Annotated in this window: 16 protein-coding genes and 1 tRNA gene; 2 read left to right on the plus strand and 15 right to left on the minus strand. The window is 70.2% G+C overall.

Annotation, left to right across the window (positions count from 1 at the left end; translation table 11 throughout):
- Positions 1-25: 25 nt before the first annotated feature.
- From rpsG to ACYVO2_RS29140, 14 genes are all read right to left on the minus strand, one after another.
- The gene (gene rpsG, locus ACYVO2_RS29075; RefSeq protein WP_461011008.1) at positions 26-496 is read right to left on the minus strand and encodes a 30S ribosomal protein S7; all 471 of its coding nucleotides are present in this window, start codon (positions 494-496) and stop codon (positions 26-28) included.
- 2 nt (positions 497-498) lie between these two features.
- The gene (rpsL, locus tag ACYVO2_RS29080; RefSeq protein ID WP_014144289.1) at positions 499-870 is read right to left on the minus strand and encodes a 30S ribosomal protein S12; all 372 of its coding nucleotides are present in this window, start codon (positions 868-870) and stop codon (positions 499-501) included.
- A gap of 357 nt (positions 871-1227) precedes the next feature.
- Positions 1228-1707 carry a DUF1707 and DUF4190 domain-containing protein gene (locus tag ACYVO2_RS29085; protein ID WP_461011045.1) on the minus strand — a complete coding sequence of 160 codons (480 nt, stop codon included), beginning with the start codon at positions 1705-1707 and terminating at the stop codon, positions 1228-1230.
- A 300-nt stretch (positions 1708-2007) separates the two neighbouring features.
- Positions 2008-5907, minus strand: coding sequence for a DNA-directed RNA polymerase subunit beta' (locus ACYVO2_RS29090; protein WP_461011009.1), 3900 nt, complete (start codon positions 5905-5907; stop codon positions 2008-2010).
- Positions 5908-6047: 140 nt separating this feature from the next.
- On the minus strand, positions 6048-9545 hold the full coding sequence (rpoB, locus tag ACYVO2_RS29095) for a DNA-directed RNA polymerase subunit beta (RefSeq protein WP_461011010.1): 3498 nt from the start codon (positions 9543-9545) through the stop codon (positions 6048-6050).
- Positions 9546-10244: 699 nt separating this feature from the next.
- Positions 10245-10634, minus strand: a complete 390-nt coding sequence (gene rplL, locus ACYVO2_RS29100; RefSeq protein WP_461011011.1) for a 50S ribosomal protein L7/L12 — start codon at positions 10632-10634, stop codon at positions 10245-10247.
- 108 nt (positions 10635-10742) lie between these two features.
- Positions 10743-11306 (minus strand): 50S ribosomal protein L10, encoded by a 564-nt coding sequence (gene rplJ, locus ACYVO2_RS29105; protein WP_461011012.1) that lies wholly within the window; start codon positions 11304-11306, stop codon positions 10743-10745.
- A gap of 494 nt (positions 11307-11800) precedes the next feature.
- Positions 11801-12742, minus strand: a complete 942-nt coding sequence (locus tag ACYVO2_RS29110; RefSeq protein WP_461011013.1) for a LolA-like protein — start codon at positions 12740-12742, stop codon at positions 11801-11803.
- A gap of 116 nt (positions 12743-12858) precedes the next feature.
- Positions 12859-13692, minus strand: coding sequence for a hypothetical protein (locus ACYVO2_RS29115; protein WP_461011014.1), 834 nt, complete (start codon positions 13690-13692; stop codon positions 12859-12861).
- A gap of 137 nt (positions 13693-13829) precedes the next feature.
- Positions 13830-14546, minus strand: coding sequence for a 50S ribosomal protein L1 (gene rplA, locus ACYVO2_RS29120; RefSeq protein WP_461011015.1), 717 nt, complete (start codon positions 14544-14546; stop codon positions 13830-13832).
- A gap of 81 nt (positions 14547-14627) precedes the next feature.
- Entirely contained in the window at positions 14628-15062 is a 435-nt protein-coding gene (gene rplK / locus ACYVO2_RS29125) for a 50S ribosomal protein L11 (protein WP_461011016.1), read from the minus strand.
- A gap of 158 nt (positions 15063-15220) precedes the next feature.
- Positions 15221-16051 carry a transcription termination/antitermination protein NusG gene (nusG, locus tag ACYVO2_RS29130; RefSeq protein WP_461011017.1) on the minus strand — a complete coding sequence of 277 codons (831 nt, stop codon included), beginning with the start codon at positions 16049-16051 and terminating at the stop codon, positions 15221-15223.
- Positions 16052-16127: 76 nt separating this feature from the next.
- Complete coding sequence (gene secE, locus ACYVO2_RS29135; protein WP_461011018.1) at positions 16128-16412, minus strand: preprotein translocase subunit SecE; 285 nt, start codon at positions 16410-16412, stop codon at positions 16128-16130.
- 110 nt (positions 16413-16522) lie between these two features.
- Positions 16523-16595: transfer RNA gene (locus ACYVO2_RS29140), tRNA-Trp, on the minus strand.
- Positions 16596-16840: 245 nt separating this feature from the next.
- Between ACYVO2_RS29140 and ACYVO2_RS29145 the strand changes: the two genes are divergently transcribed.
- Both ACYVO2_RS29145 and ACYVO2_RS29150 read left to right on the plus strand, forming a co-directional pair.
- On the plus strand, positions 16841-18079 hold the full coding sequence (locus ACYVO2_RS29145; protein ID WP_461011019.1) for a pyridoxal phosphate-dependent aminotransferase: 1239 nt from the start codon (positions 16841-16843) through the stop codon (positions 18077-18079).
- A 130-nt stretch (positions 18080-18209) separates the two neighbouring features.
- Entirely contained in the window at positions 18210-19253 is a 1044-nt protein-coding gene (locus tag ACYVO2_RS29150) for an adenosine deaminase (RefSeq protein ID WP_461011020.1), read from the plus strand.
- Positions 19254-19280: 27 nt separating this feature from the next.
- On the opposite strand, the gene ACYVO2_RS29155 is transcribed toward ACYVO2_RS29150, so the two are convergent.
- Positions 19281-20336, minus strand: a complete 1056-nt coding sequence (locus tag ACYVO2_RS29155) for a UDP-N-acetylmuramate dehydrogenase (RefSeq protein ID WP_461011021.1) — start codon at positions 20334-20336, stop codon at positions 19281-19283.
- Positions 20337-20381 lie beyond the last annotated feature (45 nt).

Genomic DNA, 20381 nt, shown 5'->3' on the forward strand with positions numbered 1-20381 from the left:
GGTTCTCGTTGTTAGCGGGGGTCGACTACCAGCGGTAGTGCGCGAAGGCCTTGTTGGACTCGGCCATCTTGTGGGTGTCCTCGCGGCGCTTGACCGCGGCGCCCAGACCGTTCGAGGCGTCCAGGAGCTCGTTCATCAGGCGCTCGGTCATGGTCTTCTCGCGGCGGGCGCGCGCGTAGCCCACGATCCAGCGCAGGGCCAGCGTGGTGGAGCGGCCGGGGCGGACCTCGACCGGCACCTGGTAGGTGGCACCACCGACGCGGCGGGAGCGGACCTCGAGGGTCGGCTTGACGTTCTCCAGGGCGCGCTTGAGCGTGATCACCGGGTCGTTGCCGGTCTTGTCACGAAGGCCCTCGAGAGCGCCGTAGACGATCCGCTCGGCGGTGGAGCGCTTGCCGTTCAGCAGGATCTTGTTGACCAGCGAGGTGACCAGCGGAGAGTTGTAGACCGGGTCGACGATGACCGGGCGCTTCGGGGCAGGGCCCTTGCGAGGCATTCTTACTTCTCCTTCTTGGCGCCGTAGCGGCTGCGGGCCTGCTTGCGGTTCTTGACACCCTGGGTGTCGAGCGAACCACGGATGATCTTGTAACGAACACCCGGCAGGTCCTTCACACGGCCACCACGCACGAGCACGATGGAGTGCTCCTGCAGGTTGTGGCCCTCGCCCGGGATGTAGGCGGTGACCTCGATCCCGCTGGTCAGGCGCACACGGGCGACCTTCCGAAGAGCCGAGTTCGGCTTCTTCGGGGTCGTGGTGTACACACGCGTGCAGACACCACGGCGCTGCGGAGAGCCCTTCAGCGCGGGCGTCTTGTTCTTCTCGACCTTGTCCTGCCGGCCTTTCCGGACCAGCTGCTGGATCGTAGGCACCGCTTCTCCGTTTTCTGTGTGCCAGTGTGATGTAGCTAACCTGGAGCGCTCCGCCCGTTCACCGACCCACGCGGTCGGGCGTGTCGGACGCGCTGCACTGGTCCCGCGACACCCATCACAACAGATGAGAGAGCAGGTCGTGCGGAATTCTCGGTGTCCTGTGCCGCTCGGATCGCGGGCCGCGGGTACGGCGACTGCGATGGCACGCACAGGAACCCGGGGACACCCCAGGCACAAGGACAGAGCGTAGCTAGCGCATCCGCTCAGGTCAAAACAATAGGGCGCGCCCTGGTCCCGGCCCGGCGCCGCGGCCGCGTCCGGCCGCCCGCGGACGGGCAGGCCGACGCCACCCGGCGGTCACGCGATCGCGGCCACGAGGATGAACATCCACAGTACGACGCTCAGCCAGCCGAGCACGATTCCGGCGTTGGCCAGCCCGTCGCCCTCCTCGCCGGTGGTGCGGAGCTTGCTCTTGGCCGTGTGCCCGAGCACCACGGCGGGCACGGACAGCACGCCGGTGAAGGGCGCGGCGAGGCCGCACACCAGCGAGCCGATGGCGTACGGGTTGGTCGGGCGCCGCGGCGGCGGGGGCGGCACCGGCAGGAACGGCGGCGGGTACGGCGAGGGCATCAGCGGCCGCGGGGGCGGCAGCGCGGGGGCCGTGGGCAGCGGGCCCTGCGGCAGGTCGGACACGAGCATGCCCAGCTCGCCGTAGGTCGCGGCGCGCAGGGCGCGGCCCACGCGGTCCTCGTACTCCTGCTGGGTCAGGCGGCCCTCGGCGAAGGCCGCCTTGATGACGTCCACGGTGCGCTCGCGGTCGGCGTTGGACGCCCGCATCCCGGACTGGTCGCCCGGCCAGGACTGCCCCGGCTGCCATGGCTGTGGTACCACGTCCACCTCCCCCTACCGGCGCTGTGCCTCCATCATGAAGGACGCCCGGGGCGTCCCGCACGTTCCCTCGCGCTCCAAGGGCCCTGCGGGCCCCGGGAACGGGACCGCGGCGGCCGGACACCGGGGCGGGCGTACGCGGGACGTGCGGGCCGCCGCAGCGGCCGGGAAACGGCCGCGGGGCGGCCGCCCCCCGAAGGGAGCGGCCGCCCCGCGCACGCCCCTGGGGGCGCGGAGACGGACAGGCCGTCAGCCGTTGTAGGGACCGTAGTCGTAGTCCTCCAGCGGCACCGCCTGGCCCGAGCCGGAGCCGAAGGGCGAGTAGTCGATGTCGTCGTAGCCGACGGCCGAGTACATCGCGGCCTTCGCCTCCTCGGTGGGCTCGACCCGGATGTTGCGGTAACGGGGCAGACCCGTACCGGCCGGGATGAGCTTGCCGATGATCACGTTCTCCTTCAGGCCCAGCAGCGGGTCCGACTTGGCGTGGATCGCCGCGTCGGTGAGCACCCGGGTGGTCTCCTGGAAGGAGGCCGCCGACAGCCACGACTCGGTGGCCAGCGACGCCTTGGTGATACCCATGAGCTGCGGACGGCCGGAGGCCGGCTGGCCGGACTCCTGCACCACGCGGCGGTTCTCCGCCTCGAACCGGGACCGCTCGACCAGCTCGCCCGGCAGCAGCTCCGCGTCGCCGGACTCGATGATCGTCACCCGGCGCAGCATCTGCCGGATGATGATCTCGATGTGCTTGTCGTGGATCGACACGCCCTGCGAGTTGTAGACCTTCTGCACCTCGCCGACCAGGTGGACCTGCACCGCGCGCTGGCCGAGGATCCGCAGCACGTCGTGCGGGTTCTCGGTGCCGACGGTGAGCTTCTGGCCGACCTCGACGCGGTCGCCCTCGCCCACCATCAGGCGGGCGCGCTTGGACACGCCGTAGGCGATCTCGTCCGACCCGTCGTCCGGGGTGATGACGATCTTGCGGGTCTTCTCGGTCTCCTCGATGCGGACCCGGCCCGCCGCCTCGCTGATCGGGGCCACACCCTTGGGGGTGCGGGCCTCGAACAGCTCGACGACACGCGGCAGACCCTGCGTGATGTCGTCACCGGCCACACCACCGGTGTGGAAGGTGCGCATCGTGAGCTGGGTGCCGGGCTCACCGATGGACTGGGCGGCGATGATGCCGACGGCCTCGCCGATGTCCACCAGCTTGCCGGTGGCCAGGGAGCGGCCGTAGCACATCGCGCAGGTGCCGACGGCGGACTCGCAGGTCAGGACCGAGCGGACCTTGACCTGGGAGACGCCGTGCCGGATCAGCTCGTCGATCAGCACGTCGCCGAGGTCCACGTTGGCCGGCGCGAGCACCTTGCCGTCCACCACGACGTCCTCGGCGAGGCAGCGCGCGTACACGCTGGTCTCGACGTTCTCCGCCTTGCGCAGCACGCCGTCGGCGCCGACGGCGGCGATCTCCAGCTTCAGGCCGCGCTCGGTGCCGCAGTCCTCCTCGCGGATGATCACGTCCTGGGAGACGTCCACGAGGCGACGCGTCAGGTAGCCGGAGTCCGCGGTGCGCAGCGCGGTGTCCGCCAGACCCTTGCGGGCGCCGTGCGTGGAGATGAAGTACTCCAGCACGGTGAGGCCCTCGCGGAACGACGCCTTGATCGGCCGCGGGATGGTCTCGTTCTTGGCGTTGGACACCAGGCCGCGCATACCGGCGATCTGGCGCATCTGCATCATGTTTCCGCGGGCGCCCGAGTCGACCATCATGAAGATCGGGTTCGTCTTCGGGAAGTTCTCCGCCATGGCCTCGGCGACCTCGTTGGTCGCCTTCGTCCAGATGGCGATGAGCTCCTGCTGGCGCTCGTCGCGGGTGATCAGACCGCGCTCGTACTGCTTCTGGACCTTCTCGTCCTGCGCCTCGTAGGAGGCGAGGATCTGGGCCTTGCTCTCGGGCACCACCACGTCGGAGATGGCGATGGTGACACCGGAGCGGGTGGCCCAGTGGAAGCCGGCCGTCTTCAGGTTGTCGAGCGTGGCCGCCACCGCGACCTTCGGGTACCGCTCCGCCAGGTCGTTGACGATCTCGGAGAGCTGCTTCTTGCCGACCGAGTAGTCCACGAACGGGTAGTCGTCCGGCAGCAGCTCGTTGAACAGCGCCCGGCCGAGCGTGGTGCGCAGCCGGAACGGGTCGCCGGGCTGCCAGTCCGCGGTGCCGTCCTCGCGCTGCGGCGGGGTCCAGCTCCGCGGGGGCACGGTGCCCGCCGGCAGACGCAGGTCGATCTTGGCCTGGAGGTCCAGCTCACGGGCGTCGAAGGCCATGATGGCCTCGGCGACCGACGCGAAGAACCGGCCCTCGCCCTTGAGCTCGCGCTCCTCGCGCTCGGAGGTGAGGAAGAACAGGCCGAGCACCATGTCCTGGGTGGGCATGGTCACCGGGCGGCCGTCGGCCGGCTTGAGGATGTTGTTCGAGGACAGCATCAGGATGCGGGCCTCGGCCTGCGCCTCGGCCGACAGCGGCAGGTGGACCGCCATCTGGTCGCCGTCGAAGTCCGCGTTGAACGCGGTGCACACCAGCGGGTGGATCTGGATGGCCTTGCCCTCGACCAACTGCGGCTCGAACGCCTGGATGCCCAGGCGGTGCAGCGTCGGCGCGCGGTTGAGCAGCACCGGGTGCTCGGCGATGACCTCTTCCAGCACGTCCCACACCACGGGGCGGGCGCGCTCGACCATGCGCTTGGCCGACTTGATGTTCTGCGCGTGGTTCAGGTCCACCAGGCGCTTCATCACGAACGGCTTGAACAGCTCCAGCGCCATGGCCTTGGGCAGACCGCACTGGTGCAGCTTGAGCTGCGGGCCGACGACGATCACCGAACGCGCCGAGTAGTCGACGCGCTTGCCCAGCAGGTTCTGGCGGAAGCGGCCCTGCTTGCCCTTGAGCATGTCGGACAGGGACTTCAGCGGGCGGTTGCCCGGCCCGGTGACCGGGCGGCCGCGGCGGCCGTTGTCGAACAGCGCGTCGACGGCCTCCTGGAGCATCCGCTTCTCGTTGTTCACGATGATCTCGGGCGCGCCGAGGTCCAGCAGACGCTTGAGGCGGTTGTTGCGGTTGATGACGCGGCGGTACAGGTCGTTCAGGTCGCTGGTCGCGAAGCGGCCACCGTCGAGCTGCACCATCGGGCGCAGGTCCGGCGGGATCACCGGGACGCAGTCCAGCACCATGCCCATCGGGCTGTTGCGGGTCTGGAGGAACGCGGAGACGACCTTCAGCCGCTTCAGGGCGCGGGTCTTCTTCTGGCCCTTGCCGGTGCGGATGACCTCGCGGAGCTTCTCCGCCTCCTCCTCCAGGTCGAAGGACTCCAGGCGCTTCTGGAGCGCCGCGGCGCCCATGCCGCCCTGGAAGTAGGTGCCGAAGCGGTCGCGCAGCTCGCGGTAGAGCAGCTCGTCGCCCTCCAGGTCCTGGACCTTCAGGCTCTTGAAGCGGGTCCAGACCTCCTCCAGGCGGTCCAGCTCGCGCTGGGCGCGGTCGCGGAGCTGCTTCATCTCGCGCTCGGCGCCCTCGCGCACCTTGCGGCGCACGTCCGCCTTGGCGCCCTCGGCCTCGAGCTCGGCCAGGTCGGACTCGAGCTTCTTCTGCCGCGCCTCGATGTCGACGTCGCGGCGCTGCTCGACCTGCTGGCGCTCCACGGAGACCTGGGCCTCCAGGGACGGCAGGTCGCGGGCGCGGCGCTCGTCGTCCACCCACGTGATCATGTAGGCGGCGAAGTAGATGACCTTCTCGAGGTCCTTCGGGGCGAGGTCGAGCAGGTAGCCCAGGCGGGAGGGCACACCCTTGAAGTACCAGATGTGCGTGACCGGGGCGGCCAGCTCGATGTGGCCCATGCGCTCACGGCGCACCTTGGCCCGGGTCACCTCGACGCCGCAGCGCTCGCAGATGATGCCCTTGAAGCGGACGCGCTTGTACTTGCCGCAGTAGCACTCCCAGTCCCGGGTGGGGCCGAAGATCTTCTCGCAGAAGAGCCCGTCCTTTTCCGGCTTCAGGGTGCGGTAGTTGATGGTTTCGGGCTTCTTGACCTCGCCGTGCGACCACTGGCGGATGTCGTCGGCGGTGGCGAGGCCGATCCGCAGCTCGTCGAAGAAGTTGACGTCGAGCACTTGTCGTCAATCCCTCTTTCGGGGTTTGTCGCCGCTGCCGGGCGGGGCGGTTGTCCGGCAGTTGCGTTCAGGCTTCTTGGGTCCGAGGGGGCCTGGGGATGGCCGGCCGGGTCGGGTGGGACCCGGCCGGCCGACTCCCGTCAGACCTCTTCGACGCTGCTCGGCTCCCGCCGGGACAGGTCGATGCCGAGCTCCTCCGCCGCGCGGAAGACGTCCTCGTCGGTGTCGCGCATCTCGATGGACATGCCGTCGCTGGAGAGCACCTCGACGTTCAGGCAGAGAGACTGCATCTCCTTGATGAGCACCTTGAAGGACTCCGGAATTCCGGGCTCCGGGATGTTTTCGCCCTTGACGATGGCCTCGTACACCTTCACGCGGCCGAGCACGTCGTCGGACTTGATCGTCAGCAGCTCCTGGAGGGCGTACGCGGCGCCGTAGGCCTCCAGGGCCCACACCTCCATCTCGCCGAAGCGCTGGCCACCGAACTGCGCCTTACCACCCAGCGGCTGCTGGGTGATCATCGAGTAGGGACCGGTGGAGCGGGCGTGCAGCTTGTCGTCCACCAGGTGGTGCAGCTTGAGGATGTACATGTAGCCGATGGAGATCGGGTCCGGGAACGGCTCGCCGGAGCGGCCGTCGAACAGCCGCGCCTTGCCGGACGGCAGCACCATGCGCTGTCCGTCGCGGTTGGGGACCGTGGACTCGAACAGGCCGGTGATCTCGTCCTCGCGGGCGCCGTCGAACACCGGGGTGGCGACGTTGGTGCCCGGGGCGACCTCGTCCGCGCCGATGGAGCGCAGCCGGCTCTTCCAGTCGACGTCCTCGCCCTCGACCTTCCAGCCGCTCTTGGCCAGCCAGCCGAGGTGCGTCTCCAGGACCTGGCCGGGGTTCATCCGGGAGGGGACGCCCAGCGGGTTGAGCACGATGTCCACCGGGGTGCCGTCCTCGAGGAACGGCATGTCCTCCACCGGCAGGATCTTGGAGATGACGCCCTTGTTGCCGTGGCGGCCGGCGAGCTTGTCACCGTCGGTGATCTTCCGCTTCTGGGCCACGTAGACGCGGACCAGTTGGTTGACGCCCGGCGGAAGCTCGTCGCCCTCCTCGCGGTCGAACACGCGCACGCCGATGACCTTGCCGGTCTCGCCGTGCGGCACCTTCAGCGAGGTGTCGCGGACCTCGCGCGCCTTCTCGCCGAAGATCGCGCGGAGCAGCCGCTCCTCGGGGGTCAGCTCGGTCTCGCCCTTCGGGGTGACCTTGCCGACCAGGATGTCGCCCGCCACGACCTCGGCGCCGATGCGGATGATGCCGCGCTCGTCGAGGTCGGCCAGGACCTCCTCGGAGACGTTCGGGATGTCCCGGGTGATCTCCTCGGGGCCCAGCTTGGTGTCGCGGGCGTCGACCTCGTGCTCCTCGATGTGGATCGAGGACAGCACGTCGTCCTGGACGAGCCGCTGGGAGAGGATGATCGCGTCCTCGTAGTTGTGGCCCTCCCACGGCATGAACGCCACCAGGAGGTTCTTGCCCAGCGCCATCTCGCCTTCTTCGGTGCACGGACCGTCGGCCAGCACCTGGCCCGCGACGACCCGGGCGCCCTCGTCGACGACGACCTTCTGGTTGAAGGAGGTGCCCTGGTTGGAGCGCTGGAACTTCGCCACCCGGTAGGTGGTGTACGTGCCGTCGTCGTTGGCCACCGTGATGTAGTCCGCGGAGACCTCCTGGACCACACCGTCCTTCTCGGCGGTGATGACGTCCTGCGCGTCCACGGCGCAGCGGTACTCCATGCCGGTGCCGACCAGCGGCGCCTCGGCGCGGAGCAGCGGCACGGCCTGGCGCATCATGTTCGCGCCCATGAGCGCGCGGTTGGCGTCGTCGTGCTCGAGGAAGGGGATCATGGCGGTCGCGACCGACACCATCTGGCGCGGCGAGACGTCCATGTAGTCGACCTCGGTGCCCGGCACGTAGTCGATCTCGCCGCCGCGGCGGCGGACCAGCACGCGGTTCTCGGCGAAGTGCAGGTCGCTGGTCAGCGGCGCGTTGGCCTGCGCGATGACGAAGCGGTCCTCCTCGTCGGCCGTCAGGTAGTCGACCTCGTCGGTGACGACACCCTCGACGACCTTGCGGTACGGGGTCTCGATGAAACCGAACGCGTTGACCCGGCCGTACGAGGCGAGCGAGCCGATCAGACCGATGTTCGGGCCTTCGGGCGTCTCGATCGGGCACATGCGGCCGTAGTGCGACGGGTGCACGTCGCGGACCTCGAAGCCCGCCCGCTCACGGGACAGACCACCGGGGCCCAGCGCGTTGAGCCGGCGCTTGTGGGTCAGACCGGACAGCGGGTTGGTCTGGTCCATGAACTGCGACAACTGGCTGGTGCCGAAGAACTCCTTGATGGAGGCGACGACCGGCCGGATGTTGATCAGGGTCTGCGGCGTGATCGCCTCGACGTCCTGGGTCGTCATGCGCTCGCGGACGACGCGCTCCATGCGGGCCAGACCGGTGCGGACCTGGTTCTGGATGAGCTCGCCGACGTTGCGGATGCGGCGGTTGCCGAAGTGGTCGATGTCGTCGGTCTCGACGACGATGCGCCGCTGGCCGCCGTCCGCGGCCTCGACGGTGGTCTCGGTCTCCCCCGCGTGCAGCTTGACCAGGTACTTGATCGTCGCGATGACGTCGTCGACGGTCAGCACGCCGGAGTCCAGCGGCTGGGCGACGCCGAGCTTCTTGTTGACCTTGTAGCGGCCGACCTTGGCGAGGTCGTAGCGCTTGGGGTTGAAGTAGAGGTTCTCCAGCAGCGTCTGCGCGGCCTCGCGGGTCGGGGGCTCGCCCGGGCGCAGCTTGCGGTAGATGTCGAGCAGCGCGTCGTCCTGGCCCTGGGTGTGGTCCTTCTCCAGGGTGGTGCGCATCGACTCGTACTCGCCGAACTCCTCCAGGATCTGGTCGGTGGTCCAGCCCAGGGCCTTGAGCAGCACGGTGACGGACTGCTTGCGCTTGCGGTCGATGCGGACACCGACGGTGTCGCGCTTGTCGATCTCCAGCTCCAGCCAGGCGCCCCGGGAGGGGATGACCTTGGCGGAGAAGACGTCCTTGTCGGAGGTCTTGTCGATCTGCTTGTCGAAGTACACGCCGGGGGAGCGCACCAACTGCGAGACCACGACACGCTCGGTGCCGTTGATGATGAAGGTGCCCTTGTTGGTCATGAGCGGGAAGTCGCCCATGAAGACCGTCTGGGACTTGATCTCACCGGTCTCGTTGTTGGTGAACTCGGCCGTGACGAACAGCGGCGCGGCGTAGGTGAAGTCGCGCTCCTTGCACTCGTCGATCGAGTTCTTCGGAGGCTCGAAACGGTGGTCGCGGAAGGTCAGCGACATCGACCCCGAGAAGTCCTCGATCGGCGAGATCTCTTCGAAGATCTCCTCGAGGCCGGACTTCGTGGGCACGTCGCGGCCACTCTCGAGGGCCGCTTCGACCCGAGCCTTCCACGCGGCGTTCCCGAGCAGCCAGTCGAAGCTCTCGGTCTGCAACGCGAGGAGGTTCGGTACCTCCAGGGGCTCCCGGATCTTTGCGAAGGAGATGCGCAGCGGGGCGGTGCTGGCGCCGTTGTTCGTATTGGCAGTCGAGGCGTTGCGCGAGGCGGCCAAGAGGGGGTCCTTCCGAGGGCTCGGACTCACTACGCGCATACCGGCGGCCCATCCCCGGGACACGGGGTCACGCCCTGGTCAGGGGCGCTTCGGCTCGTGTTCAGGCTAGGGCGGGCTCCTGGTGACGGGCCAGGGAGCAGCTAACAGGCAGCGCAAAGGGACAGTGTAGCCAAAAGGCACACTGCTGTCCAGAGCCGCGATTCGGAGACCGAATCTTCGCCCCCCTCTTGTCCAGGCCCGGGCCTCGGATCCGGGCTTGCACCAGGTCTGCGCTTGTCGCAAGGCATTCCCATCTCGGCCGCGATCCATGCCTCGGGGGCCCGGCCAATATGTCGACGCGATGTGACAACGCGTCCTGAGAATTGCGCGCTGCGTCCGGTTCGTCAAGGCCCCCTCGCGGCGACGATCTTCACAGGCCCCGCCCGAACCGGCGGTGATCACCATACCCGCGGCCACCGTCAACGCGGCGGAGCCCCTGCTTCCGCCGCGTCGCGCGGCCTGCGCGGCCCTGTGGGCGCCTCGCGGGAGGCCGCCCGCACTCCTGCTCGGAGACCCGCGGAAAAAGCCGGGGACGGCCACCCGAACGGGTGGCCGTCCCCGGCCGGGTCGTGCTCGCACCGCCCTCGCGGGCGGGGCTGGGCCGCCCCCCGCGATGGGACCGCGGGGGGTGGCAACGGCCCTCGGCGGGCCGTGCTGGTGTTACTTGACCTCGACGGTGGCGCCGGCGGCCTCGAGGGCGGCCTTGGCCTTGTCCGCGGCCTCCTTGTTGACCTTCTCCAGCAGCGGCTTCGGGGCGCCGTCCACCAGGTCCTTGGCCTCCTTCAGGCCGAGGGAGGTCAGCGCGCGGACCTCCTTGATGACCTGGATCTTCTTGTCGCCGGCGGCCTGGAGGATGACGTCGAACTCGTCCTTCTCCTCGGCCTCGGGGGCGGCACCGGCGCCACCGGCGCCCGGGGCGGCCACGACGGCGGCCGGGGCGGCGGCCTTGACGTCGAACTTCTCCTCGAAGGCCTTCACGAACTCGGAGAGCTCGATGAGGGTCATCTCCTCGAACTGCGCGAGCAGGTCGTCCTGGCTGAGCTTCGCCATGATGGCGGTCCTTCCTGGTTAAGCGGCAGGTGCCGGGGTGTGGGTGTCGGCGGGCGGCTGCCTTGCGGCATCACTGCGTACGAGCGCCCGCTGCGACCGGGGCCGGTGTTACTCGGCGGCCTCGGTCTCGGCGGGAGCCGGCGTACCGGCACCGCCCTGCTCCTCCTGCTTGGCGCGCAGTGCCTCGACGGTGCGGGCGAACTGCGTGAGCGGGGCCTGGAAGGTCGCCGCGGCCTTGGCCATGGACGCCTTCAGGCCACCCGCCAGCTTGGCGAGCAGCACCTCGCGGGACTCGAGGTCCGCGAGCTTGGTGATGTCCTCGGCGGACAGCGCCTTGCCGTCAAGGACACCGCCCTTGATGACGAGGGCGGGGTTCTCCTTGGCGAAGTCCCGCAGACCCTTCGCCGCCTCGACCGGGTCACCGGTCACGAAGGCGACGGCCGACGGACCCGCGAGCAGGTCGTCGAACTGGGTGATCCCGGCCTCGTTGGCCGCGATCTTGGTCAGCGTGTTCTTCACCACGGCGTACTGGGCGTTCTCACCGAGCGAACGGCGCAGCTGCTTGAGCTGAGCCACGGTGAGACCGCGGTACTCGGTCAGCACGGCGGCGTTCGAGCTGCGGAACTTGTCCGTCAGCTCGGCAACCGCGGCAGCCTTGTCGGGCCTCGCCATGAGCCTCGGCCTCCTTCCGGGTGGTGCGATCCATGGGCCGCTCCGGTGCGAGCGGCCCGCTTCGCCGGACCGCCCACGTCGGGCACACTCCGCTCGCGCTCCCGCGCGCCCCGCCGGCAGCGCGGCGGAGCGGGGAGGCACGGCGAGAAGGCTGGGACGCACGCAAAAAACGCCCCGGCGCAGGCGCACGGGGCGTGAATCGACCGGAGGCTCACACGGAGCCGTCCACGGAAGACATACCTCATTCACCTGCGCGGGCCGTCCGTGCGAACGGATCCTTCGGCCGCCGCGGCCCGGTAGCGGACACACGGCAACGACCAGCGGTCTTTGGCTTCGAACGAAACGTTACGCGAAGCGGCCGCACACAGGCAAATCCGGGCGCGCCCGGGACGGGGAGCAGGACCGCCCCGCCCCCACGGCGCCCGCCACCCCAGTGCCCGACCTGCACGGGGCAGGCCGGCCACTGGGGTGGCGGGCGGGGAGACGGGCGGGCGTTACTGGTTCATGAGGTCCTGGAAGTCCATCACGTCCGAGGACGGCGGCGTCTCGACGTCGACCTTGGTGCCGTAGTCGGAGTAGTGGACCGTGGAGGTCAGCTTGCCCTGGGCGGTGTCGGCGGTCTCCACCTTCTTCACCAGCAGGTCGTCGCCGTTGACCCACACGTCGATGCGCTCGGTGGTGATCCCGTTCGCCTCGAGGTCCTTCTTGAACTGCTCGAGCTCCGCCTCGGTGAGGCTCTCGGAGGACTGCTCGGTGAACTCGGCGACGTCGATGGTGCCGGAGTAGTGCGTGGTCTCCTCGCCGCCGATGCGCTCGGTGCCGACCTTCTGCACGTCCGGCGAGGCCAGCAGCAGCTTCACCGACTTGGTCGGGGTGTTGTTCTGGATCTGGTCCTTCAGCACCGCGCCGGAGGGGCCGGCGACCGCGGCGAGGGCGTCGTAGTCGTAGGAGATCCAGCTCTTGCCGCCGGTCTGGGCGCTGAAGGCCGGGCCCATGTTGACGTACATCACGTCGGGTGTGTACCGGGCCAGCATCTTGCCGTCCCCGCCGAGCTGCTCGAGGTCGCCGCCGCGCTGCTCGATGGTGAGGTTGCCCACCAGCCCGTCGGACCAGTCGATCGCGCCGTCCATCGTCGTCTCCACGCCGCCCAGCTCCTGCGAGCCGCTCACCCGGGAGGAGTGGGCCTGCTCGGTGCGGGTCTGGGCCCGCTGGAGGGCCTGCACGGACAGCGCCGCGGAGGAGCGGCCGGAGCCGCCCGGCTCACCGGATTCGCCGCCGCCCTGGGGCGTCTCCTTCTCCTTCGGCGCGAACGGGTTGGAGCTCGACCCGCCCTTGTCGTCCGACCCCCCGTCCGACCCGCAGGCGGCGACGCCGCCGGTGAGGGCCGCGACGGCGGCGAGGGCCACGAAGGCCCGGCGGAGGCTGTTCCCGTTCATGTGGTCCCCCTTAGCGACAATGGGCTTGCAATGTAGCCCACACAGCCGACACACAGATGTACGAACCCGCGCCCGTTACGGACGCGGGTTCGGACTGTGACCGGATCAGGACAAGATCAGGAAGTGGGCTGCTCCTCCAGCTCCCCGAGCTCGTCCATCATCTCCTTGAGGTCCATCACCTGGTCGGCCGGCGGCACCTCGGCCGTCACCTTCTGGCCGTACTCCAGGAACTCCACCACGGACTCGACCTGGCCCTTGGCGCCCTTGCCGCTCTCGCGGGTCTTGGCGATCAGCCCGTCCTCGGTCAGCCACACCTCGACGGTGAAGCTGTCGAGCTTGCGGTTCTTGACCTCCTTGACGTACTCGTCGCGGTGCTCGGCGGTCATCGCGTCGCCCTTGTACGCGGCGAGCTCGGAGGTCTTGATGGTGCCCTTGTAGTGGGTGGCGTCCTTGCCGGCCACCTTCTCCTCGCCGACCTTCTCGATCTTCTCCGCGGTGGACAGGACCGAGGCGCTGAGCGCCACCTGGTCCACCTGGTCCGTCTGCTCCTCGACACCCATCTGGTCGGCCGTGGGGTCGTTGCTGGAGATCTTCATCCAGGACTTGCCCTCCACCGGCTCGCCGCCGTTCATGTAGAGGGTGTCCGCGGTCAGGATCATCCTGCCCTTGCCGGTGGGGTTGTCCTCGTCCGGCTCGCCCTCGAAGGTCATGTCGAAGACCTTGGGGTCCTTGGAGTAGGAGACCTCGAAGGTGCCGTCCCCGTCGGGGCCGCCCTTGTCGGAGCCCTTGATGTGGAACGAGTTCTGCTTGGTGGTCTTGTCCGCCGCCGCCTTGAGATCGGCCGCCGGGTCACCCCCGTCGCCGCTGTCGCCGCCGCAGGCCGCCAGGCCCAGAGCCATGGCCGCCACTGCCGCGGTCGCGACCGCTCCCCGCCCGAACGACTTCTTCACTTGCCTGCCCTTTGCGCTTTCTTGCCCGATGGGAGGAGGAACATATCGCACGCGAGCAGGCATGCCATCGAAAATTTATGCGATTGAGCCCCGTTCCGGAGGAACGGGGCTCAATCGTTATCGTCCGGCGTCGCAGGTCAGGCGACGGCCTCCTCCTCGAGGAGGTTCCGGGTGCGGTTCGGGTCGACCGGGATACCGGGGCCCATCGTGGTGCTCAGGGCGGCCTTCTTGATGTACCGGCCCTTGGACGCCGACGGCTTCAGCCGGATGATCTCCTCCAGCGCGGCCGCGTAGTTCTCCACGAGCTGCTCGTCGCTGAACGAGGTCTTGCCGATGATGAAGTGGAGGTTGGAGTGCCGGTCCACCCGGAACTCGATCTTGCCGCCCTTGATCTCGGTGACGGCCTTGGCCACGTCCGGGGTCACGGTGCCGGTCTTGGGGTTCGGCATCAGACCGCGGGGGCCGAGCACGCGGCCCAGACGGCCGACCTTGCCCATGAGGTCCGGGGTGGCGACGACCGCGTCGAAGTCGAGGCGGCCCTTGGAGACCTCGTCGATCAGCTCGTCGGCGCCGACGATGTCGGCACCCGCGGCCTTGGCGGCCTCGGCACGCTCACCGGTCGCGAAGACCAGGACCCGGGCGGTCTTGCCGGTGCCGTGCGGGAGGTTGACCGTGCCGCGGACCATCTGGTCGGCCTTGCGCGGGTCGACACCCAGGCGGAAGGCGACCTCGACGGTCGAGTCGAACTTGGTGCTGGCGGTCTCCTTGGCGAGGCGGACGGCCTCGAGCGGAGCGTACTGGCGCGTCCGGTCGATCTTGGCGTCCGCAGCGCGGAGGGACTTGCTGCGCTTCACTGCTGGCTCCTGTGTTTCGTCAGTGGAGTTGGTGGTGCGGGCCAGCGCTCGGCCCTCCCACCGTGAGGTCGCGGGGGGTGCTCAGCCCTCGACCGTGATGCCCATGGAGCGGGCGGTGCCGGCGATGATCTTCTCGGCGGCGTCCAGGTCGTTGGCGTTGAGGTCGGGGAGCTTGGTCGTGGCGATCTCGCGGACCTGGTCGCGGGTGATCTTCGCGACCTTGGTCTTGTGCGGCTCGCCGGAGCCCTTGTCCACGCCCGCGGCCTTCAGGATCAGCTTGGCCGCCGGAGGCGTCTTGGTCACGAAGGTGAAGGAGCGGTCCTCGTAGACCGTGATCTCCACCGGCACGACCATGCCGCGCTGCGACTCGGTCGCCGCGTTGTAGGCCTTGCAGAACTCCATGATGTTGACGCCGTGCTGGCCCAGCGCCGGACCGACCGGCGGGGCCGGGTTGGCGGCGCCGGCCTGGATCTGGAGCTTGATCAGCCCCGTGACCTTCTTCTTCTTGGGAGGCATGCCCGGGTCCTTCTTGATGGTGGGTTTCGGGATGGCCCCGCCCGTCGCCGTGGGCGGAGACATACCGCACAACGATAACGGCTACCGCCGCGCGGCCAGAAACCGAGCAGGTCAGACCGGCTGCGAAGCCGGTCTGACCTGGTCGGAAGCCGAGTGGGTCAGTTCTTCTGGATCTGGTCGAAGGAGAGCTCGACCGGGGTCTCCCGGCCGAAGATCTCCACCAGGCCCTTGACCTTCTTCGAGTCGGGGTTGATCTCGTTGATGGTCGCCTGGAGGGTGGCGAACGGGCCGTCGGTGACCGTGACGGAGTCGCCGACCTCGAAGTCCAGCACCTGGACCTCGACCTTGCGGCTGGGCGCGGCGGCCCCGCCCTCGGCGGAGGCCGCGGCGGCGCGCTCCTCCACCTCGGGGGCCAGCATCTTCACGACCTCGTCCAGGGTGAGCGGGTACGGGTCGTAGGCGTTGCCCACGAAGCCGGTGACGCCCGGCGTGTTGCGCACCACGCCCCAGGACTCGTTGGTCAGGTCCATGCGGACCAGCACATAGCCGGGGAGCTTGTTCTGGCGGATCGTCTTGCGGTCGCCGTTCTTGATCTGGACGACCTCTTCCTGCGGCACCTCGGCCTGGAAGATGTACTCCTCCATGTTCAGCGAGACGGCGCGGGTCTCCAGGTTGGACTTCACGCGGTTCTCGTAGCCCGCGTAGGTGTGGATCACGTACCACTCGCCCGGGAGGACGCGCAGCGACTCACGGAACTCGGCGACCGGGTCGGGGGCGACCTCGACGGCCTCCTCCCCCTCGTCCTCGGCGGCCTCCGGCTGCTCCTCGGCCTCCGGCTCCTCGGCCGCCTCCTCGGTGGCCTCCGCCTCCGGCAGGGCGTCGTCGGCGGAGGCAGCCAGCAGCGCAGCGTCGTCAGCCGTCGTCGCCTCTGCCTCCGCGCCCTCCACGGGCTCGGCGGCGTCGTTCAGGTTCGGGTCCGGGTCAGACACGGTGGCTGCTTCTTCCTCAATGTCACGGGGGTGGTACCAGTGCGGCGGCGGAGCCGTGCCCGGGCCGGCCGCGGGATCAGCCGAAGATCTGCTCGACCAGCTTGGCGAATCCCAGGTCCAGCACGGAGACGAACGCGACGACCACCACGACGAAGATGAAGACCACCGTCGTGTAGGTCATCAGGTCGTTGCGCTTGGGCCAGACGACCTTGCGCAGCTCCGCCACGATCTGGCGGTAGAAGGTCGCGAAGCGGGCCAGAGGGCCCTTCTTCTTGCGCTTGCCACCACGGCGCGGCTGCGTCGTCTCGTCCTCGGGACGGCCACGCTCAGGCGTCGCGGTGGAGCCCAGGGCTTCCGTCACTCGTCCTCACCTGAATCCGGTCGTGTCCCGTCGCGAGGCCCGTCCCGGCCGCACGGCGAATGCTTCTCAACAGTTTCGGGTCACACACACCGTGGTGGAGATGCGTGTAGCAGGGCAAGAGGGACTCGAACCCCCAACCGCTGGTTTTGGAGACCAGTGCTCTACCAATTGAGCTATTGCCCTTTGCGGAGCGACCTCAACCTACCGCATTCGGCCTGCTGGAGGTACTGATCGCAGGCGTGCCGCAGGCGGTGAGGACCACCGACTGCCTGAGTGTACGCGGTCGGAGGGCTCCGGGTCGAACAGGTCGCCAGGATTCCCCGGCCCGCACGCGGTCGGCGGCCCCGCGGGAAGGGCCGCGGGGGAACGCCCGTCCGGCCTCCGGAACTGCCGTGCCCCGGCCCCGCGGTGTCTGCGACGATGCGGGTATGACCGCTGCAACCCCTCCAGCCCAGTCCCCCGCCGCCCGCCGGGTCTCGGTCCGCGTCGGCGGGATCTCCGAGTCCGCGACCCTCGCCGTCGACGCCAAGGCCAAGGCGCTGAAGGCGGCGGGACGGCCGGTCATCGGCTTCGGCGCGGGCGAGCCCGACTTCCCGACGCCCGGCTACATCGTGGAGGCCGCGGTCGCGGCCTGCCGCGAGCCGAGGTTCCACCGCTACACCCCCGCGGGCGGCCTGCCCGAGCTGAAGGCGGCCATCGCCGCCAAGACGCTGCGCGACTCCGGCTACGAGGTGGACGCCTCGCAGGTGCTGGTGACCAACGGCGGCAAGCAGGCCATCTACGAGGCGTTCGCCGCGCTGCTCGACCCGGGCGACGAGGTGCTGGTGCCCGCGCCGTACTGGACCACCTACCCGGAGTCGATCCGGCTCGCCGGCGGGGTGCCGGTGGACGTGGTGGCCGACGAGACCACCGGCTACCGGGTGTCGGTGGAGCAGCTCGAGGCGGCGCGCACCGAGCGGACGAAGGTGCTGCTGTTCGTCTCCCCGTCCAACCCGACGGGCGCGGTGTACTCCCGCGAGGAGGCCACCCGCATCGGCCGCTGGGCCGCGGAGCGGGGCCTGTGGGTGCTGACGGACGAGATCTACGAGCACTTGGTGTACGGGGACGCGCAGTTCTCGTCGCTGCCGGTGCTGGTGCCCGAGCTGGCCGACCGGTGCGTGGTGGTCAACGGCGTCGCCAAGACGTACGCGATGACCGGCTGGCGGGTGGGGTGGATGATCGGCCCGAAGGACGTGGTGAAGGCCGCGGCCAACCTCCAGTCGCACGCCACCTCCAACGTGAGCAACGTCGCGCAGGCCGCCGCCCTGGCCGCCGTCTCCGGCGACCTGTCGGCGGTGGAGGAGATGCGGACGGCGTTCGACCGGCGCCGGCGCACCATCGTGCGGATGCTGAACGAGATCCCGGGCGTGACCTGCCCCGAGCCGGAGGGAGCGTTCTACGCGTACCCGTCGGTGAAGGGGCTGCTGGGCCAGGAGATCCGCGGGAGGCGGCCGGCCACCTCCGTGGAGCTGGCCGAGCTGATCCTGGAGGAGGCCGAGGTGGCGGTGGTGCCGGGTGAGGCCTTCGGGACGCCCGGGTACCTGCGGATGAGCTACGCGCTCGGCGACGAGGACCTGGCGGAAGGGGTCTCGCGGATGCAGAAGCTGCTGGGGGAGGCGCGGGCCTGACGACGGGCGCCCCCTCGACCACGCCGACGGCCGGCCCGCGCGGAGCGGGTCGGCCGTCGGCGTGAGGGCGGCGGGGCGCTCCGACCTCGGCGGTTTCCGTGGACGGTGCGGCGTGCGGCACCATTTCGCAATGGACCACCACGCCCGCGACGTACGACTGCTGCCCAAGGCTCACCTGCACCTCCACTTCACGGGGTCGATGCGCCCGGCGACCCTGCTCGAGCTGGCCGACCGGCACGGCGTCCACCTGCCGGACGCGCTCACCGCGGCCGAGCCGCCGAAGCTGCGGGCGACCGACGAGCGGGGCTGGTTCCGCTTCCAGCGGCTGTACGACATCGCCCGGTCGGTGCTGCGCACCCCCGAGGACATCGCGCGCCTGGTGCTGGAGTCCGCGGAGGAGGAGGTCGCCGACGGCTCCGGCTGGCTGGAGATCCAGGTGGACCCGACCAGCTACGCGCCGCGCCTGGGCGGGCTGATCCCGGCGATGGAGGTGATCTGCGACGCGGTGCGCACGGCGTCGCGGGACACCGGCGTGGGCATCGCCGTGGTGGTCGCCGCGAACCGCACCAAGCACCCGCTGGAGGCGCGGACGCTGGCCCGGCTGGCGGTGCGCTTCCGGGACCAGGGCGTGGTGGGGTTCGGCCTGTCCAACGACGAGCGGCGGGGGCTGGCCCGCGACTTCGACCGGGCGTTCGCGATCGCGCGCCAGGGCGGGCTGCTGGCCGCCCCGCACGGCGGGGAGCTGGCCGGGCCGAGCAGCGTCCGGGACTGCCTGGACGACCTGCACGCCGTCCGGATCGGGCACGGGGTGCGGGCGGCGGAGGACCCGCGGCTGCTGGCGCGGCTGGCCGAGCGTGGCGTGACCTGCGAGGTGTGCCCGGCGTCCAACGTGGCGCTCGGGGTGTACGACGAGCCGGACGACGTGCCGCTGCGCACCCTGTTCGAGGCGGGGGTGCCGCTGGCGCTGGGCGCGGACGACCCGCTGCTGTTCGGGTCGCGGCTGGCCGCGCAGTACGAGCTGGCGCGCACCGCCCAGGGCTTCAGCGACGCGGAGCTGGCGGAGCTGGCGCGGCAGTCGGTGCGGGGTTCGACGGCGCCGCCGGAGCGGCGGGACAAGCTGCTCGCGGGGATCGACGAGTGGCTGGCGAGCGAGCCGGGCGACGCGGTGGCGTGAGGTCCGCGCCGCCGCGGCCCGCCGGTGTCACAGGCGGGCGGCGACCATGACGGGCTCGTTGACCAGCTCCACCCCGAACGCCTCCCGCACCCCGTCCCTGACCTCGCGGGCGAGGGCGAGCAGGTCCTCGGTCTTGGCGCCGCCGCGGTTGGTCAGGGCCAGGGTGTGCTTGGTGGAGATGCGGGCGGGCCCGGTGCCGTAGCCCTTGGCGAACCCGGCGTTGTCGATCAGCCAGGCGGCGGAGGTCTTGGTGCGGCCCTGACCCGCGGGCCAGGCGGGCGGGGCGGCGTCCGGGCCGAGGCGGTCGCGGACGCGGGCGAGGAACGCCCGGTGTTCGGGGGCGTCCAGGATCGGGTTGGTGAAGAAGGAGCCCGCGGACCAGGTGTCGTGGTCGGCGGGGTCGAGCACCATGCCCTTGCCCGCGCGCAGCCGCAGCACGGCGTCCCTGGCGGCGGCGACGGGCACCCGCTCGCCCTGTTCGACGCCGAGGGCCCGCGCGACCTCGGCGTAGGCCACGGGGGCGGAGGCGCCGCCCGCGTCCTGGAGGCGGAAGCGGACGCGCAGGACGACGTACCGGCCGGGGTCGGCCTTGAAGCGGCTGTGCCGGTAGGAGAAGTCGCAGGCGTCGCCGGGGATGGCGCACGTCTCGCCGGTGCGCCGGTCGTAGGCGGTGACCTCGGTGATGGTGGAGGACACCTCCTGGCCGTAGGCGCCGACGTTCTGGATCGGGGTGGCGCCCGCGGAGCCGGGGATGCCCGCCAGGCACTCGATCCCGGCGAGCCCGGCCTCGACGGTGCGGGCCACGGCGTCGGACCAGACCTCGCCCGCGGCGAGGGCGAGGTCGGTGCCGTCGAGGGTGAACCCGGTGGTGGCGATGTGCAGGACGGTGCCGTCGAAGCCCTCGTCGCCGACGACCAGGTTGCTGCCGCCGCCGACCACGAGCAGCGGCTCGCCGGAGCGGTCGGCGGCCCGGACGGTCTCGATCACCTCGGCGTCGGTGAAGGCCCGCACCAGGCGGCGGGCGGGGCCGCCGAGGCGGAGGGTGGTCAGGGGGGCGAGGGGGGCGTCGTGGAGTTCCTGCACGGGACAAGCCTAGGTCGTGCCGTACGACCCGACCGGCCCCCGCCC

It is taken from the genome of Streptomyces capparidis, from assembly GCF_054782095.1.

Coding starts and splice junctions, on each gene's coding strand:
- rpsG (WP_461011008.1), bottom strand. CDS start 496: ATGCCTCGCAAGGGCCCTGCCCCGAAGCGCCCGGTCATCGTCGACCCG.
- ACYVO2_RS29085 (WP_461011045.1), bottom strand. CDS start 1,707: ATGCGGGCGTCCAACGCCGACCGCGAGCGCACCGTGGACGTCATCAAG.
- rplL (WP_461011011.1), bottom strand. CDS start 10,634: ATGGCGAAGCTCAGCCAGGACGACCTGCTCGCGCAGTTCGAGGAGATG.
- rplJ (WP_461011012.1), bottom strand. CDS start 11,306: ATGGCGAGGCCCGACAAGGCTGCCGCGGTTGCCGAGCTGACGGACAAG.
- ACYVO2_RS29110 (WP_461011013.1), bottom strand. CDS start 12,742: ATGAACGGGAACAGCCTCCGCCGGGCCTTCGTGGCCCTCGCCGCCGTC.
- rplK (WP_461011016.1), bottom strand. CDS start 15,062: ATGCCTCCCAAGAAGAAGAAGGTCACGGGGCTGATCAAGCTCCAGATC.
- ACYVO2_RS29145 (WP_461011019.1), top strand. CDS start 16,841: ATGACCGCTGCAACCCCTCCAGCCCAGTCCCCCGCCGCCCGCCGGGTC.
- ACYVO2_RS29150 (WP_461011020.1), top strand. CDS start 18,210: ATGGACCACCACGCCCGCGACGTACGACTGCTGCCCAAGGCTCACCTG.